The organism is Spiroplasma endosymbiont of Seladonia tumulorum (assembly GCF_964020235.1).
Classification (GTDB): Bacteria; Bacillota_I; Bacilli_A; order Mycoplasmatales; family Mycoplasmataceae; genus Spiroplasma.
Window position 1 is genome coordinate 1,264,660 of record NZ_OZ026545.1, and the last position, 16,881, is coordinate 1,281,540.

Sequence of the window (16,881 nt, forward strand, 5' to 3'; positions counted from 1 at the left end):
TTTATCTTGGTTTTATTGTAATTTTAACTGGATTATCACTTTTATTTTTAATTCCCAAAACATTTGGATTAGAAACATCTATTGTTATATTTTTATTATTACCCCAATAATCTCAATAGGTTTTTGAAGTACCTGCTAATTTGGCAAGTATGGTTTTTGATATTCTAATTTTTAATTTTAAATCATTAGTATAATATGCTTGTAGTTTTGTTTTTTTAATTTCATCCTTATCAGTATTAGATAATTTTGTTATTTGAAGTAAAAAATTAAAGAATATATTTTCTCCCAAAGGCTTGTTTGTTGAATATATATTTTGATAATTTCCACTTGGTAAACCATTAGTATACGCAGTAATAAATGTTTGAATTTCATTAGTTATATTATCAGTATATAAAGTTATTGTATTATCAAAATTAACTTTATCAATTTGTGAACGGCCACTTTCTTGTAAAGTTATATTGGATAATGACCCCAAATCATCACTACAAATACCTATACCACCTAAAATATTAATATTTCTATCAGGAATAAAATTCTCTATATCGGGTTGTCCACATTCAACTTGTAAATTACCTAAATTACTTATTTCAATCGTTTTATATGCATCTTGAAATTTACTGATACTTTGAATTGTTGGGTCAATTTGTTTTAAATCAATTTCTATTTCATAATAAACATCATAAAATTCATCAGAAAATAAATTATTAAATGAATCTTGTTTACATTGTGCAGGTGCAATAATTTTAGTTATTAATGGTAGTACTACACCAGAAGGCATAATATCTTTTGTATAAGGTTTATAGTTATATGGTACTGGTGGTAATACATATTGTGGGTAATTAAATGTTGGTATTTCATAGTCATGGGGTAATAAGAAACTAGTTTTATAATTCGTTGTCATATCTCGTAAATAATTATTTAAAACACTTTTTGTTTTACCTCTGAAACTCCATACAGATAAGCGTAAATAATCTTCTTCATTATTAGTATATGGGTTATCAGCATAAAAGATAATTTCAAAATTACCTTTATATAAGGCTTGAATTGAAAACATATCAATTATATAACTACAATTTGTACCATCTGGTGTTTGTAAGAATTCGCAATCATTATCTTTTTCACTATCACTAACTGGTGTTTGAGCATCAACTGCTCTTACTAATTCATTAATTAAATATATGCGATTAGTTTTAGGATTTAATTGTTTTAAATTATAAGTTGAATAAATTATTCGTTCTGTTGGTTTACCATCTTTTTCAAAAACATTGCCTTGTATTTTATCAGTTAATAAAGTAGTAAAACTAAAACTAGTAGCATTAGCACCAATCATAGCACCAATTTTATCATTTCCTTGTTCTCTAAATATTTCAAATGGTAAATAACCTTTACCAGCAGCCTTATCACCTCAAAAGGCATCATTATAAAAACTATAAACATTAGCACTCATAAAACCATTAAGTCATGGAAAATTAGGTCATTTATCATCTTGTGTAATTGTTAAATTACCAATTCAGTCCCAAGGAATACCAAACGAAACAAAGTTTAAAAACTTTCCAATAGCAGGTATCGTAAAAGGATTAAATACTAATTTTTGCGTATAGTTTAAAGGTAATACTGTAATTTGACGATTAATAAAATTATTCATATTTAAGATATCTCAAACATTACATGCACCCATTTTATTATATTCAATTTGAACTTGACCAACAGTATTACCAAATTCATCTTTTCTTCTAAAATATGATGATGCTTGGGTACTAATAATGTTATTAATAGTTCCACTATTTACTTTTACTTTATCTGGTGGAGTAATCATTCAATTTTTAGACCAATAAGGCTTAGAATTTGAATTTTCTTCCTTAATAGTTGTTCCAACAGTTGGATTAGTTGCTGTTGAACTTGCTTTATCTGTTATTATCATACCCTCATTATTTTTTTCAATTCAAAAATCAGACATTGATTGAATATGTTCTTTTCAATCTTTATATCCAGTAATAATAGTTGGTTGTATTCCTTGAATGTTATATCAACTTACTTCGGGTGAAGCATAAGTATTTATTTTATCAGGTGGTGCAGGAAACATGTTATACATTAATAAATCTCTTGAATTCATTACTTTTTTATTAAATTCACCTTTAATAATTGGTCGCCCAATAACAGGCATATCAAAAAAGATAGGATTACCATAAAATTTAACTGCCATTGCTCTAACACCTGGGTCTTTTAATAAAATTTCATCTAATTCAACAATACCTTTATTTAGTTTTTCATCATAAGTTATTTTAGGAAAACAATAGCCTTCACCTGGGGCACTTGTTTGAATAAATTGTCGTACTGATAAACCACTATTACTAATTTTGTCATTAATACTTGAAAAGGTAATTTCTTGTCATAAAAAACTACCATCATATGGTGAATAATAATTAATCACATTTGATGGATATAATCATTGTCTATCTTGGGGAGCAGAATTAATATCACCACCACCAATATTTAAACCACGGTCATTAAATACAGTATAAAAATTATAATAATCATTAATATTTAATTTTTCAGCATCTTCATCTAAAATTAATAAAGTATATTGTCTTTCTGTTGATTGCTGAGTAAATACTTGTTCAAATTTAGCATCACCAAATTGAATTGAACTTCTATCATCAATCATATAAGCATCTCAATATTTACCAACTTTAACTTCTTTTGTATAAAAATTATCGGCTTTATTATCATTATTAATAAAATAACTTAATTTATATTGTTTTAAGTATTCTAACATTCTATTAATATCATAAATGTTTTCACCATCAATTAATTTTCAATAAACATTATTATTTTCATCTTTTAATTTTATCGCAAAAGGTGTTTCATTATTGGCTCATATAGTTGAGTTAATTGGTTGTTTATTAAAATCATCAATTGTTAAAATATTAATTTCTTCACCTTTATATTTTTGAACTATTTTTAAACTACCTTGTCATTGTGCAATAGTACTTTCCATGTTATCAAATATTCGTGAATAGCTACCATAATCACTAGGTTTTGCATTATTAGGTTTTCAACCAGTTTCAGTATCAGGTATATATGAACTATAAACATTAAAAGGAAATACCATTCAATGTCTATTATCTCTTATATTTTCTCTAATATCTATTAAAGTATCATGGGCTTGTCTTCTTAATTCTTCCATAACCCCTGGGTTAATTCTACTCATTTTTTAATTCTCCTTAATTTCTGTTCTACCTTGTAAGGCATTTTGATTATTACCAGTTTCATCATATTCCATTAATTTATTATTATGGTCTATTTCTTTGGCTTGCATTTTATCTTGTCATTTTTCTATTTTTTCAAAATATTTGGTTGCTTCTAATTCATCAATATTATCATATTCAGTAATTGCTCTTATTGGTTCCATTGTGCCATTATCTAATCTAGCAGTAATTAATTCATTTTGTCGCATTTGGTCAACTAAACTAGCACTAACAAAATCAAAACCATAAGGTCGTTCACCAACACCATCTCATAAACCATAATATTTTAAAACAGTATCAAACATCTTAGTATAATATTGTTTACGATATGCTTGTAAATATGCTTGTTTTTCTAAGTCTTTTGTTTTTTTTTATTAATGATTGGGTTTTATTTTCTTCACTATCTGAGGCATCACCAAAAGGACTAGAAAAATTACATGCTATATATACTTGTTCAATAATTGCTTTTTGGTCTTGTGTATATGTTTCTAAGGTTGGTGTCCCTTGTACTACTTGTAAAGATTGAGATAATTGACCATCTACTGTTGATGAACTTGATTGAACAAAAATATCATCGAATACATCTTGCAGTACTTTTTTATTACCTTTGTTATAAGCAGTCATTAAATCATCACTTAGTATTCCATATCAATGTGTATGATTTGCATATCTTTCTTTTGATTTAATATTAAAACTATCTTCTAAATCAAATTGTAATTTATAACAATTTGCCATTGTAGGTCATGGGTTTAATGTAGTTGATGTTGATAAAAATAAAGGATTAGGTTCATTTATCATTTCTCAAAAAGGTACTATACCTAATTTATTTTTAAATTCTTGTACTAAAACAGGTTTAACATCATCTTTAATTTGTGTTTTACTTTGCCCAACAACTACTTCATTATTTTTAGGTCAACCTTTAATAACTATTTTATCTTTGGTACAAATTAAATTTAAAATAAAACCACTATCTGATTGATGATAATTTAATCAAATATCGGCACCTTGTTCAATTTCGTTTATTTTACTTACGCGTGATGTAAAGTTAAAAGGGTTAATTCATAAATCAATATTTCCATCACTAGTTTCTAATAAACCAAAGATAGTTTTACCCATTAAACTTGCTGTTAATTCATTTTTATCTAATTTTTCTTTTATTTTATAAGTTTCATATCATCAATTTAATTTTTCTAAAATATCTTTACGATGCGACCTAAATAAAATATCTTTACCATTTATTAATCGCATTTGATGACGAGCGATAATATTTGCTAAATTAATAGTTCAATCATAATTATAAAATTTTAAAACACTATTAATATCATTTAAGTTTGGTAAACTAGGGAAAGTATTATTCATTGTTATTTTGCTCCTTTAATTTTAAAATAAGTGCATAATTAATTATATTTACAGTTAATAAATTTGGTTCATTTGATAAAACTTGAACACATACTTTAACTTTTTGATATCTTTTAATATATTCGTTATATAAATTTAATTTACATATTGCAATATTATCTTTTTTTAATTCTTGACAAAGTCTTTTTTTAACTTGTCCACAAACAGACATATAAGGTCTTTTTGCATTTATTACACGCTCATCATGTATTACATAAATATCTTTTTTCATTAAGTTAATCACTCCCTTTGTTGTCATAATTTATAATCTGCTGAACTATTATGTTTAACCATTGGTACTAATTCAAAGTGTAAAGCATAAAAATCACTATCAAATGTATCATCGTATAAGTCCAACATTCGTTCTTCTCTGGCATCTGGTTTATCTTCTCATTGAATTAATTCATATTGAGTTTTACTTACAGGACATTTTTCTCATAATCATTTTAATTGATTAGTATTTATTAACATTGTGAATGCTTCAATACGATGCTTTATTTTAAATTTCTGCTTTTGTGCTGGTTTAAAATGCATATATTGACCAAAAGAATAATTATATTTTTCTCGGTTTAAACTTTCTAATGTTGCATAAGCACTATCATCAACATTGATTGATATACCTTGCTGTATTAAATTAAAATATTGATTTAATTGATTGTTGTAAAACTCTAAAATATCTTTTACTTGTTCTAATGGTCCTTTAAATTGTTGTGTAGCATTTGAGTGTGTATATTCTGCTACTTTATATGCTTTTTTATCAAATGAATTATATATTCAAAAACTCGCTGCTGTTGTATGTCCCTTAGGACTAGTAGAGTTTGCTAAATCAACTCCACCTAATAATTTAGTTGGTTGAATAATATCTGTTGCATGCATAATATCAATATATCTTGCAAATATTGACCCACTAGTATTGCCTGGTAAACCTCAACTCCATACTCTTGCTCTTTCAATATCTAACTGTTCTAATCTTAATTGTTCATTAACTTTATCTTGTGGTAATTCATAATTTAATCTTCAACTAGAATAATGAATAATAATTTTCATATTTCATTTTTCAATATACTTAATTTGCTCATATTTACTACGCATTATTTCTTCATCAAAAGGCATTAATTCATTACAATAACCAACAATATATCTTTTTAAACTTTCAGGATTACATGTATTAATTGTTATTTTATTTTGATAACCACGAATAGCAAATTCTAAATCACTTAAATCTTTTTGTTGAAATTGGTCACATTCTTCTCTTCAGTCAATTACTAATTTATATTTATTCAAATCAGCAAAAGCTTTTAATTTTTCTTTCCGACTTGGTGAATGTAAACCTTTACAATATATTTTGCTACCATTTGATAAAGTAAAAGTAAAATTTGATAAATTAATAGTATAAGGTATATTATTTTCATCTAACATATTTCATATATTTTGAAATACACTATCTTTTAAATCTTTACTCCAATACATACTAGCAATAATACAAATTGGTTCTTTAATTAATAAACTAATTTTTAATAATTCACCAAACATTTTTATATTTGAAATAGTCTTACCACTATATCGTGTTCCAATTTGATTAATTTCATTCACTAACTCAAACTTTTTAGCAAAGGGATATTTATTACCAATACTACTATTTTGTAATAACCAATAAGAAGTTTCTAACAAATAAGTAAAATGATTAAGCATTATTATCACTTTCTTTTTTAATATCTCTAATATCCGTTTGTAAATTAACTATTATTGGTTGTTGATTATTTAAGTTTAATTCTTGTTCTAACTGTTTTTCTTGTATTGAATATTTATAATTAAATGCTCGTTGTCAATATAATTTAGCACCATTTGGTGATTTCATCATAAAATTAATTATTTCACTTTCAATTTTATCAACTTGTTTTTCAAGTAAAGGAACTATCTTCTCGCTCGCATAAGTATCATATCTTCACTTGCGAGAAAGATTGAATTCATTGGTTAAATCGTTCAAAGTATATGGTTTATTAGGTGATTTATTTTGCCAAAATTCATCTATTTTACGATAGAATGTTCGTAAACTTGCTGTTTTTGGATTAAATTCTTTCATTTTTTACTCCTTTATATGGTTAAATATAAGTAGAGAAAAACATGTACAGAAGAACTTGACACGGTTCTTTTTTTATTATCTATATTTTACATCAAAATAAAAAAAGTAAATTACTTTACTTTTTTCAGTTAAATTAATTTGCTAATAATTAACAATTAAATTATAACACAATAAATAAAAAATAATATCTTTTTTTTGCATTTTTTTATTTTTGTGTTAATGTGTAGAACGAAGGAAAGAGGGTAAAAAAATGATAAATATTGATAACAACTTTTTTAAGAATTTTAATAATTTGTTATATATACAAAGTATTGAAATTATTCAACAAAATTTAGAAAATTTTGATGAATGAATTTTTAAAAATTATAAAATTGATGAAACTTTAAAAGAATTTAAAGATTATAAAGTAAAAGAAATAAAACCAAGAACATTAACTATTTTAAATGGGAAAATAACTTTTAAAAGAAGAAAATATTATAAAATTAATCCAGAAACAGGTAAAGAAGAATATATTTTTCCTTTGGATAAACTTTTAGGAATTGAAAAATGACAAAGAATAAATAATTCTGTTAAAGAAAAAATATTATCATTTATTGGCAAGAAAAAAACATATCAAGATATTTTAGATACTATGGAACATGTAAAAATTTGTATAAAAACAATTTCAAATATTATGAAAAATGCAAAAACTGGTAAAGAATATTATCTTAATAAAACTGATAAAAAAGTAAAGATACCTCATACTTTATATATTCAAATTGATGGAACTTATTTAAAAATGTGAAATGAAAAGAAAAAAGGAAAAGAAAAAATAAAAAAACATAGTATATTTTCAACTGTTCATACTGGTTTTGATAAGGCAAAATCAACGAAAAAAAGACCTATAATTGCAAATAAATTAGGTGTTATAGAACTTGATAATATTCCAGAATATATTAAAAAAAATAGTAAATTAACTAATTTTGTTAATAAATTATTTACATTAATTACCAGTTATTATGATATTAATGACAATATTGAATTTATGGTATTAGGCGATGGCGCACCTTGAATTAAAAATATTGTAAAATTTATTCAAGAATATTTTCCTAAAAATAAAGTACATTACACGATAGATAAATTCCACCTTACAAGTAGATTTAAAAAATTATATCCTTATCAAAGTAAAAACAAAGAAAACAGAGAAACGTACCATAAAGCAATCGATTATTTTTTTAATGCTAAATATGAAGAATTATTAGAATGTTTAAAAAACAGTGCTTCTTTTATAAAAGAATCAAAAATGAAATTCTTAAAAGAGACAATTAAATTAATTAAAAATAATGAAGAAGGTGTCAGAAATCAAACATTATGAAATAATATTGGTTGTCATATTGAGGGTGATATATCACATTACTGTAAAGGTGTTTTGATTAAAAAAGCAACTTATCATGAAAAAACTCTTAAAAATAAATTAAATACTAGTATGATGAATTTTAAAAATAAAATTAATTTATTTAATACTAATGAACCATTAGAAGAAAAAAGAATTAATTATTCAGTTAATAATTTTGTAAATAATAATTTACAACCAAACTTATATTTTTATTAATTTTATCTAATAAATTAAATAACTTTAATAAACATGTATTTTTGTCGTGGAAAAATTTAAAAAATGTTAAAATATTGTTGACAATAAAATTAAAAGTAATATAATTTAGATAAGTAAGTGGTATTTTTATTCCACAATTTCTAAGATATTAATTAAAACCCTTAAATAATACATACAGCCAATTTCAAGTAGTTTAGTTTCTTTCGCTAATTTTAAAATTTTAGTTGTTCGAGCAGCACGCGTTAATTTTTCAATACCACCAATTGCTGGTAGCAAATTTAAGGCAGTACTTTTTACTGTCACTTCTGATGTTAATTTATCGTATATTTGATTTACGGCAAAATCGGTTGCTGTTTCTACTCCAAATGAGATAAATGCTGCGGCAAAATTAAATAATCCCGCACCAAGTCCAACAGCCGAAGCAATACCACCAGTTAAAACTGATAAACCAAGTGCTAAAACTTGAATTCCTAAAAATTCTAATAACTGTAAACCAAAATTTTTTTCTTGTTGTTGGATTGACAATCTAGTTGGATTTTTTTAACAGCATAAATAAGAGCTGTTTTAGATGTTCTAATTGGCATATCTATCAAACGAAAAAGTACTATTTTTTAGTACTATTAAGAATTTTTAATTTTAACATCAATCGGATTTGTTTGACCAGTAGCGTTGTTTTTACCTTCAATTTGAACTTCAACAGTTTTATCATTTGTAATATTAATTGGTCAGTCTTCACCTTTACTTTCAATAAAGTAATCAAAATCACTTTCAGTTAAAGAACTATTTACTGCTTTTACTGCTTTTAAAACAACATCTTTAAATTGTGATTTTAACTGTTCGGCTGTTGCTTTTGTTGGGTCTGTAACATGAATATTTGGTTTATCTATTTTATTAATTTTACTAATATCAATTTTTGAAACAATATGTTTAATAATTCCCTTAGGTTCAACTACTGCCCCACCTAAATATAAAACTCTTTCCATAATCAAAGTATTACCCATACCAGTACCCAATGCAGCTGCACCAACTCTTAATGGAGTATGGTCTTTTTTGCGTAAGATAAGAGGGTCATATTTTTTACTAAATTTAAAGGCAATTGCATTAACACCATCTGGTAATAGAGTAATTGTTCCTTCTGAACCATCTTTATTAATAATTGGTAATTTTTAGGAACCATATAATATGTTGTTCCTTCAACAGTTTTCATTGCTCCGCTTGTTTCAATTACATTGTTTATTTGGTCATTTGCTCCAAGTTGTAACTGTAATTTATTACGAATTCCACGAATAAAATCAGCCGAACCCAAGACAACTGTTTCTGATGGGGTAAATCCATTTTCATATATTTTATCCATAATTTCATCGTGAATTTGTAAAGCATTAGTATCATCTGCTTTTTGGCCTTGAATGGTTGTAACTACTCCTTTATTAATAATTTCTAAAATTTTATTACGTTTATAAACAACCTCAGTATCCATTGCTTGTTCAATATCAGCAGCCCAAAGATTAGGGTTAAAATCACTTTCTACAGGGTCTAATTTACGAGCAAAAGTTAAAATTGTATCTAATTCAACAATTCCATCATCAAATTCTACTTCTGAATAATTTAATAATTTATCATCAGTATCAAATACTTTCCCATCTTTACCAGAACCTTCATTATATTTAATATTTTTCTTTCTTTTATATGCTAAACTAAATTTACTTGCATCTTTTCATGCAAATAATGCTTCTCAACTAAATTTTTGTTGATAAGTTTGTAAATATCATTGTTCAAATGTTTCTCGATCTCGTTTTGTTGCTTGATTAGCAATATCTCCGAAAATTCTTTGTGGGTTTTGTGCCATAATTTACTTCCTTCTTTCTATTTATTAAATACATTGTCTGTATCTAAAATATTGTTTTCTTTGTTTTCTACTTTTGGTACGCCACCAGTATTAACTGTTTGTACCTTAATTAATTCATCATAAACACTTTGCAATTGTGTTTTAATGATTTCAATATCATCAGTAATATCATAAGACTTTAATAAAACATTTTTAAATTCTTCATTATCAGTTAAAGAATTAATAAAGTCAATTACTTCAATTTGTTTTAATTGAATTGTTTGTTGTTCAATTTGTGAAGTTAATTCAGTATTTTTTGCTTGTAGTTCGTTGATTTGCTGATTACTATTTTCTAAATTAATTGCATTAAATTCTTCAACTTCAGCAGTATTTTCTAAAATAATTTCAGCAGTTTTAATATCTAAACTACCATCTTCATTTTTAATAGGTTCACTATTTTCATTAATAAGAACATATTTTACATTTTTTAATGCCATTGTTTTTCCTCCTATTTTTTAATATTTGTATTTGTTCTTTTTCTAATCGCTTTTTGTATAATTTCAAAACTGTCTACTCTAAAAGATAAAAAATAGCGTTTAGTTTTTATATTTAACTGATTAAATACTGAGCCTTTAATTTTTATCTCATCATCTTTTTTTAATTTCAAAAACTCAGTTAAAATAGATGGGTTATATATTGATAATGTTGAGTAATTTAATCCTTCTCACTGACATTTAGCCGAACAAGCATCAACTTCAACACCACCAGCAACCAGTGCCTTAATCTTAGTTTTAATCGGATTTTCATGTAATCTAACAGTTAATTCTAACTTATTAACTTTTTTTATTTTAGGTTTATTAGTTATTGATTTTTTAGGTAAATTACTTTTTGTTTGTGCCATTTTTTTCAACTCCTTTTGCTAAAAATACTGTAAATGTTTTCAAACATCGTGTTCGTGCTCTGACATTTTAATATTTCCTTTATAAATATAATTTTTCTTAATGACTGGTGATTGTAAAATATATTTTAAATTAAATAGATATTTGCATAAAACTTTTAAACCATCAATAAATTTAGGAGTAGATAATGGATTTTTTATTTTTAAACCCTTATGAAGTTGATAATCTTCAATTATTACAATAACTTTATTTAAATAAGAACAAATTTTATTTTTAAACTCATTTAATATTAAATACATATTATTTATTGCTTCTTCTTTATTTTTGGAATTAAAAGTAATATTATTAATTATTTTCTTTTGCAAAACATTATAAATAATCATACCAGTTTGTCCAATTCCAGCAGGGTCAATTGCAATAATATATTTTAATTTATTTGTTTTATTTTTTTTGTCAATTTGTAATATTTTTCATCCATCGGATGCTAAATCTAAAATATCGTTAATTTTATAATATTGCATATATGAAACAATAACATCTCACTTGTCTTTAAATAAATTTAAGTACATTTTGGCTCATTCTAAACATTGCAAATCATAATGCTTTTTATGATGTAAAATACGACAATTAATAGGTTGACAATTAACTCAATCAAATGATGTTGTTATTTCATTTCAAGTTTTATTAATATATTTACTTTTATATTCTGTTATTTATCTATACTCCTTAATTCTTTTTATTTGTTGCTCAAATTTCATCATTAATATCATTTACTGTTACCAGATAAGCTTGTATCATTAATTCTTGTAATTTATTTTTATTTTTTTTATTTCATTTTTTCATCAAATATTTTTTTTCTGTAAAAAAACATAATATTCCTTTATTGATTAATATTTTGATATTTAGTAAATAATTTATTTTAATATTTAATTACTTCGCCGCCCGCTTCACTTTGAAGGTGAGCGGGAGCGGATAGGATATTTTGATAGAGTTTACCCCCATACGGAAATAAACAAAAAAACAGTTTACCCAGTTATTAATTACGCTTCATCCATCCCTACACAACTTTATATAAAGAAAATAACCTTTTGGAGTTCCAACCCTCTTGTTTTTTAGTGTCCGATATTGTTTTTTTTCGGTTTAACAACACTCTTTTTATGAAAACAAGCCAAAAAACACATGCTCTGACATTTCGCAAGTGATTAATCTTGCCGAGAATTAAAGAAATAAATAGGAGTAGTAAATCCAATCGCTTTCACACTTTCTTTAAGGCTTCGTGCCATAGATGAGTTATCCATCTTTAAGCATCAAAAAATATTAAGTTTTAAAGATTGAATTTTGGATTAATCGTTAGATAGTATCTTTATTTTTTTATCTCATTATCTTTTTTAATTCTTTGTTTATAAAATATATTTTTTAGTAATTATATTTAACAATTAACTAACAACTAAATAAAACAATTATTTAAAATTTTTTAAGAAAAGAAAGGATGGATTTTTCTGAAAAAACATATTTTATTAAGTGTAAAAGATACTATCTAACGATTAATCCAATAAATATAAGTATTTTTTACAAAATAAAAAGCACTTTATTCTTTTTCAATAAAGTGCTACATTTGCATTTACAATTTACAGGGCGAAAAAAAGAAATTGGTTTTTAAAAAACTGATAAGATTAAACAAATTTCCCAGTTTTCTCAAAGCGAAATTTTAGAACATTTTGAACTTAAAAATTTTGGTTTAACTTATGATGAAGCAGAAGAAATGGGTAAAAAATATGGTGATAATTCACAAGAAAAAATGAAATTTCATTGATTTAAACATTTTTTAAAAGTATTGTTAAATACTTTTAATATTGTTTTGGCTTTAATTGCGACCTATAATATAATTAGTTATTTTACTTTAGGTGGCGATAGTTTTGAAGTTATTGGAGTGATTACTATTGCTATTATGATTATTATTAATATTACAATTGCATATGTTCAAGATATCCGCAGTTTTTTCGTGACAAAAAAACTAACAGATTTAGTTAGTAACACAATTACAGTAATTCGATTAGAAGATGATAAAAAAATTTCTGAAATATCAGTTAAAAATAATACTGGTTTAATTCGAGAAGCAAAAGAATTAGAAATTCATAAATTAGTACCAGGTGATTTAATTTATTTATCAAGTGGGGATATGGTTCCTGCTGATGTTCGAATATTATGAAGTAATGAACTTTTTATTAATCAATCCAGTTTAACCGGTGAGTCGTTACCTGTTGAAAAACATGCTAGTTATAACCGTCATAAAGCAAGTTTACTAGAGTTAGAAAATATTTGTTATACGGGAACAAGTGTTGTTTCAGGTAGTGCAATTGCAGTTGTTATTGGTGTGAGAACAGAAACATATTATGCGACAATTTCAAAAACATTACAAGTTAAACCACCAGAGAATAGTTTTAATCGTGGAATTAAAAGAACGACTTGATTACTATTATCATTTATGTTTGTAATGGTTCCCATTGTTTTTATTATCAATGGAATTACAAAAAATGATTGGTTATCTGCTTTATTATTCGCTATTTCAGTTGCTGTTGGTTTAACTCCAGAAATGTTACCAATGATTGTGACTTCTAATCTTGCTCGTGGTGCCAGTCGAATGAGTAAAGCCAAAGTAGTTGTTAAAAAATTAGAAGCAATTCAAAATTTAGGGGCAATTAATGTTTTATGTACAGATAAAACAGGAACTTTAACAAATGATAAAATTGAATTGGTTGATTATCAGTTATTAAATAATAAAAAAGATGATCGTTTATTAACATATTTATATTTAAATAGTTATTTTCAAACGGGATTAAAAAATCCTTTAGATAAAGCAATTATTCATTATATTGATAATCATCATTTATCTAGTTTTAAGGATGATTATCAAAAAATTGATGAAATCCCCTTTGATTTTAATCGGCGTAAATTAACGGTTGTTGTTTCAGGCAAAGACAAGCATCACACTTTAATCTGTAAAGGGGCAATTGAAGAAATTATTAAAAATTGTACAAGAATTGAATATAAAGGAAAAGTTGAAAAGATAACAGAAGAACATTTACGAATGATTTCTGCAACAGCAGAACGAATGAATAGTGAAGGATTAAGAGTTATTGCATTAGCATATAATTATGGTCATGATGCCGATATTTATTATTTAACAAAAGAAGAGAAAAATTTAATTTTTTATGGTTTTGTTTCTTTTCTTGATAAACCAAAGCCTTCTGCAGCAAAAATGATTCAATTATTGCGAAAAAATGGAGTACAATTAAAAATTTTAACGGGTGATAATGAACAAGTCACAAAAGCAATTTGTGATCGAGTTCATTTAAAAATTCGTGGTGTTATAACTGGCGATTATATTGAAAAATTAAGTGAACTTGAACTCCGTGATGTTGTTGAACAAAATAATATTTTTGTTAAATTAAATCCATTACAAAAAGCAAAAATTATTACAGCTTTAAAACAAAATCAACATGTTGTCGGTTTCATGGGTGATGGAATTAATGATGCACCTGTTTTACGCCAAAGCGATGTTGCAATATCTGTTGATAATGCAACTGATATTGCAAAACAAGCATCAGATATTATTTTATTAGAAAAGCCCTTATTAGTTATAAAAAAGGGAATTATTCAGGGACGACAAATTTTTGGAAATATTTTAAAATATATTAAGATTACAATAGCCTCTAACTTTGGAAATGTTCTGAGTATTTTAATTGCTTCAGCATGATTACCATTTCAACCATTGATGCCAATTCAAATTCTATTTCAAAATTTATTATATGATATATCCCAATTGGCAGTAGCATTTGATAAGGTTGATGTAGACTTTTTATCAAAACCACAAACTTGAACAACAAAGGATATTTTACCGTTTGTTTTTGTTAATGGACCTGTCTCCTCAATTTTTGATATTTTAACTTTTGTTGTTATGGGCTATTATTTTGGGGTTCTTGCCAATCCACAACACATCACAGCTGAACAAATTACTTTATTTCAAACAGGTTGATTTGTTGAAGGATTAGTGACCCAAACCTTAATTGTTCAAATGTATCGAACAAGAAAAATTCCATTCTTTCAATCAATGCCATTATGGCAATTATTGGTATCCAGCATTGCCGTCATTTTGATTGGAATGACCTTACCATTTACATCATTAGGGCCAAAACTAAGTTTAGTACCATTACCCGCAATGTATTTTGCTTTCTTTGCTGCATTAGTGATTGGATATTGTTTAATGAGTCAAGGAGTCAAAGATTTATATATTAAAATTTTTAAGCGATGATTATAGATTTACTTTTAGTAAATCTATTTTTAATGCAAAATAAAAAAACATCTTGCTTTTACAAGATGTTTAAAATTATTTTTTAAATAATTCAAATAATGTTTTAATCATTACTCCAGTTCCACGCCCATCTTTAGTATCCGCTGTCCCAGCGATGTCTAAATGAATATATGGTTTTTCTTCTACAAATTCACATAAAAAGGCAGCAGCAGTTGAACTGCCAGCAAAGCGTGAACTTTCAGCATTTGTTAGATCAGCAATTGGTGTTTTACGCATTACAGCAGTATGTTCTTCTAAAATTGGCATTCTTCAAATTCCTTCATGAGCTTTAGAAGCTGCTTGTGCAAATTGTTCATATCATGCATCATTATTAGCAAAAGCACCAGTTAATCATTTTCCTAAAGCTACTAGAATTGCACCAGTTAATGTTGAGGCTTCAATTAATTTATCCACATTTAATTTACGTATAGCATAAGTAATACCATCAGCTAGAACTAATCTTCCTTCAGCATCAGTATTATCAATTTGAACAGTTTTTCCGTTCATTGATGTAATAACTGATTCAGTTAAAGTTGCTTTTCCTCCAATTCGATTTTCTGTTAAACAAGCCACCGCAGCAATATTTGTTTTAACTTGTGATTTTGCTAAAGCTAATACTGTTGAGCAAACAATAGCTGCTCCTGACATATCAAATTTCATTCCAGTTAATGCTGTTGATGGCTTTAAGTTATATCCACCACTATCAAAGGTAATTCCCTTTCCTATTAAGCCAACTTTTTCTTTTTTATTACTATCACCTATATATTCTAAGATAACAACTCGGGGTTCTAAATAGCTTCCCGCATTAACAGCTAAAAGTAAACCCATTTTTTCTTTTTCAATTTCTTTTTTATCTAAAACTGTTACTTTTAAATTTGGGATTCCTTTTGCCATTGTTGTAATTTTTTCAGCAAAAACTTCTGGATACATTAAATTTGGTGGTGTATCTTGTAACATACGAGCAAAATTAACAAATTCCATTTTAATTTGAATTTCTTTAAAAATAGTAGGTGCCTTGTCACAGTTATGGATTAAATTAATTGTATAAACTGATTTTTCTTTTTTATCTGTTTTTAAATTATAATTATCATTTAAAGCATATAATGTTCCTTCTGCTAGTGCTTTAAAAATATGAGTATTTGCTTCAGCACCTTTTTTGAAAGTGTTAACATCAATATTTAAACTATATTTAATTGTTTTCATAAAATTTTGGATAAAATCTTCAACATTTTTAAAAGTTAATGCTTTTTCGAAATAAGCATAAATTGTTTTTTCTTCTGAAATTAAAGTTGATGCACCGTTTTCTTGGACAACTAATGGGTTGATTTTATCACCCTTAAAAATTGCTTTTAGTGTTAAATCTTGTTTTTTGTCATTTAATAATACCATTGTAAAATTCCTTCTTTCTATATAGATAATTATATACACAATATTATAACATTATCTAGAATAACAATAAAAATATTTTGTTTTCCGGTATAATATA

Annotated in this window: 15 protein-coding genes; 2 read left to right on the forward strand and 13 right to left on the reverse strand. The window is 25.7% G+C overall.

The window, feature by feature from the left end; all coding sequences use genetic code 4:
- Position 1: 1 nt before the first annotated feature.
- The 6 genes from AACL22_RS08100 to AACL22_RS08125 are packed head-to-tail and all read right to left on the reverse strand — an operon-like array spanning position 2 to position 6,729.
- Positions 2-3,211, reverse strand: coding sequence for a hypothetical protein (locus AACL22_RS08100; RefSeq protein ID WP_338991173.1), 3,210 nt, complete (start codon positions 3,209-3,211; stop codon positions 2-4).
- 3 nt (positions 3,212-3,214) lie between these two features.
- Positions 3,215-3,553: a hypothetical protein gene (locus tag AACL22_RS08105; RefSeq protein WP_338991175.1), complete on the reverse strand. Its 339-nt coding sequence runs from the start codon at positions 3,551-3,553 to the stop codon at positions 3,215-3,217.
- 16 nt (positions 3,554-3,569) lie between these two features.
- Complete coding sequence (locus AACL22_RS08110; RefSeq protein WP_338991178.1) at positions 3,570-4,607, reverse strand: hypothetical protein; 1,038 nt, start codon at positions 4,605-4,607, stop codon at positions 3,570-3,572.
- Positions 4,600-4,878 (reverse strand): hypothetical protein, encoded by a 279-nt coding sequence (locus AACL22_RS08115; RefSeq protein WP_338991181.1) that lies wholly within the window; start codon positions 4,876-4,878, stop codon positions 4,600-4,602. Before AACL22_RS08115 ends, AACL22_RS08110 begins: the two co-directional genes overlap by 8 nt.
- A complete protein-coding gene (locus AACL22_RS08120; RefSeq protein WP_338991182.1) occupies positions 4,878-6,338 on the reverse strand; it encodes a PBSX family phage terminase large subunit in 1,461 nt (486 codons plus the stop codon). The genes AACL22_RS08115 and AACL22_RS08120 overlap by 1 nt, the downstream gene beginning before the upstream one ends.
- A complete protein-coding gene (locus AACL22_RS08125; protein WP_338991185.1) occupies positions 6,331-6,729 on the reverse strand; it encodes a hypothetical protein in 399 nt (132 codons plus the stop codon). Before AACL22_RS08125 ends, AACL22_RS08120 begins: the two co-directional genes overlap by 8 nt.
- Before the next feature lie 250 nt (positions 6,730-6,979).
- Here AACL22_RS08125 and AACL22_RS08130 point away from each other — a divergent pair, with 250 nt between their 5' ends.
- Positions 6,980-8,320, forward strand: a complete 1,341-nt coding sequence (locus AACL22_RS08130; protein WP_338991188.1) for an Mbov_0401 family ICE element transposase-like protein — start codon at positions 6,980-6,982, stop codon at positions 8,318-8,320.
- A 126-nt stretch (positions 8,321-8,446) separates the two neighbouring features.
- Here the strand turns inward: AACL22_RS08130 and AACL22_RS08135 are convergent, their stop codons facing one another.
- The 6 genes from AACL22_RS08135 to AACL22_RS08160 all read right to left on the reverse strand — a co-directional run bounded on the left by AACL22_RS08135 (position 8,447) and on the right by AACL22_RS08160 (position 11,637).
- Positions 8,447-8,845, reverse strand: a complete 399-nt coding sequence (locus AACL22_RS08135) for a hypothetical protein (protein WP_338991190.1) — start codon at positions 8,843-8,845, stop codon at positions 8,447-8,449.
- A gap of 95 nt (positions 8,846-8,940) precedes the next feature.
- Positions 8,941-9,333, reverse strand: a complete 393-nt coding sequence (locus AACL22_RS08140; protein ID WP_338991192.1) for a hypothetical protein — start codon at positions 9,331-9,333, stop codon at positions 8,941-8,943.
- 17 nt (positions 9,334-9,350) lie between these two features.
- Positions 9,351-10,166, reverse strand: coding sequence for a hypothetical protein (locus tag AACL22_RS08145; RefSeq protein ID WP_338991195.1), 816 nt, complete (start codon positions 10,164-10,166; stop codon positions 9,351-9,353).
- A gap of 17 nt (positions 10,167-10,183) precedes the next feature.
- Entirely contained in the window at positions 10,184-10,642 is a 459-nt protein-coding gene (locus tag AACL22_RS08150; protein ID WP_338991198.1) for a hypothetical protein, read from the reverse strand.
- 11 nt (positions 10,643-10,653) lie between these two features.
- Positions 10,654-11,046, reverse strand: coding sequence for a hypothetical protein (locus tag AACL22_RS08155; protein WP_338990292.1), 393 nt, complete (start codon positions 11,044-11,046; stop codon positions 10,654-10,656).
- 18 nt (positions 11,047-11,064) lie between these two features.
- Positions 11,065-11,637 carry a hypothetical protein gene (locus AACL22_RS08160; protein WP_338991201.1) on the reverse strand — a complete coding sequence of 191 codons (573 nt, stop codon included), beginning with the start codon at positions 11,635-11,637 and terminating at the stop codon, positions 11,065-11,067.
- Positions 11,638-12,725: 1,088 nt separating this feature from the next.
- On the opposite strand from AACL22_RS08160, the gene mgtA reads away from it, so the two are divergent.
- Positions 12,726-15,362 (forward strand): magnesium-translocating P-type ATPase, encoded by a 2,637-nt coding sequence (gene mgtA, locus AACL22_RS08165; RefSeq protein ID WP_338993045.1) that lies wholly within the window; start codon positions 12,726-12,728, stop codon positions 15,360-15,362.
- Between the two features lie 69 nt (positions 15,363-15,431).
- Here mgtA and AACL22_RS08170 read toward each other — a convergent pair whose 3' ends face one another.
- On the reverse strand, positions 15,432-16,784 hold the full coding sequence (locus tag AACL22_RS08170; protein ID WP_338991203.1) for a M17 family metallopeptidase: 1,353 nt from the start codon (positions 16,782-16,784) through the stop codon (positions 15,432-15,434).
- Positions 16,785-16,881 lie beyond the last annotated feature (97 nt).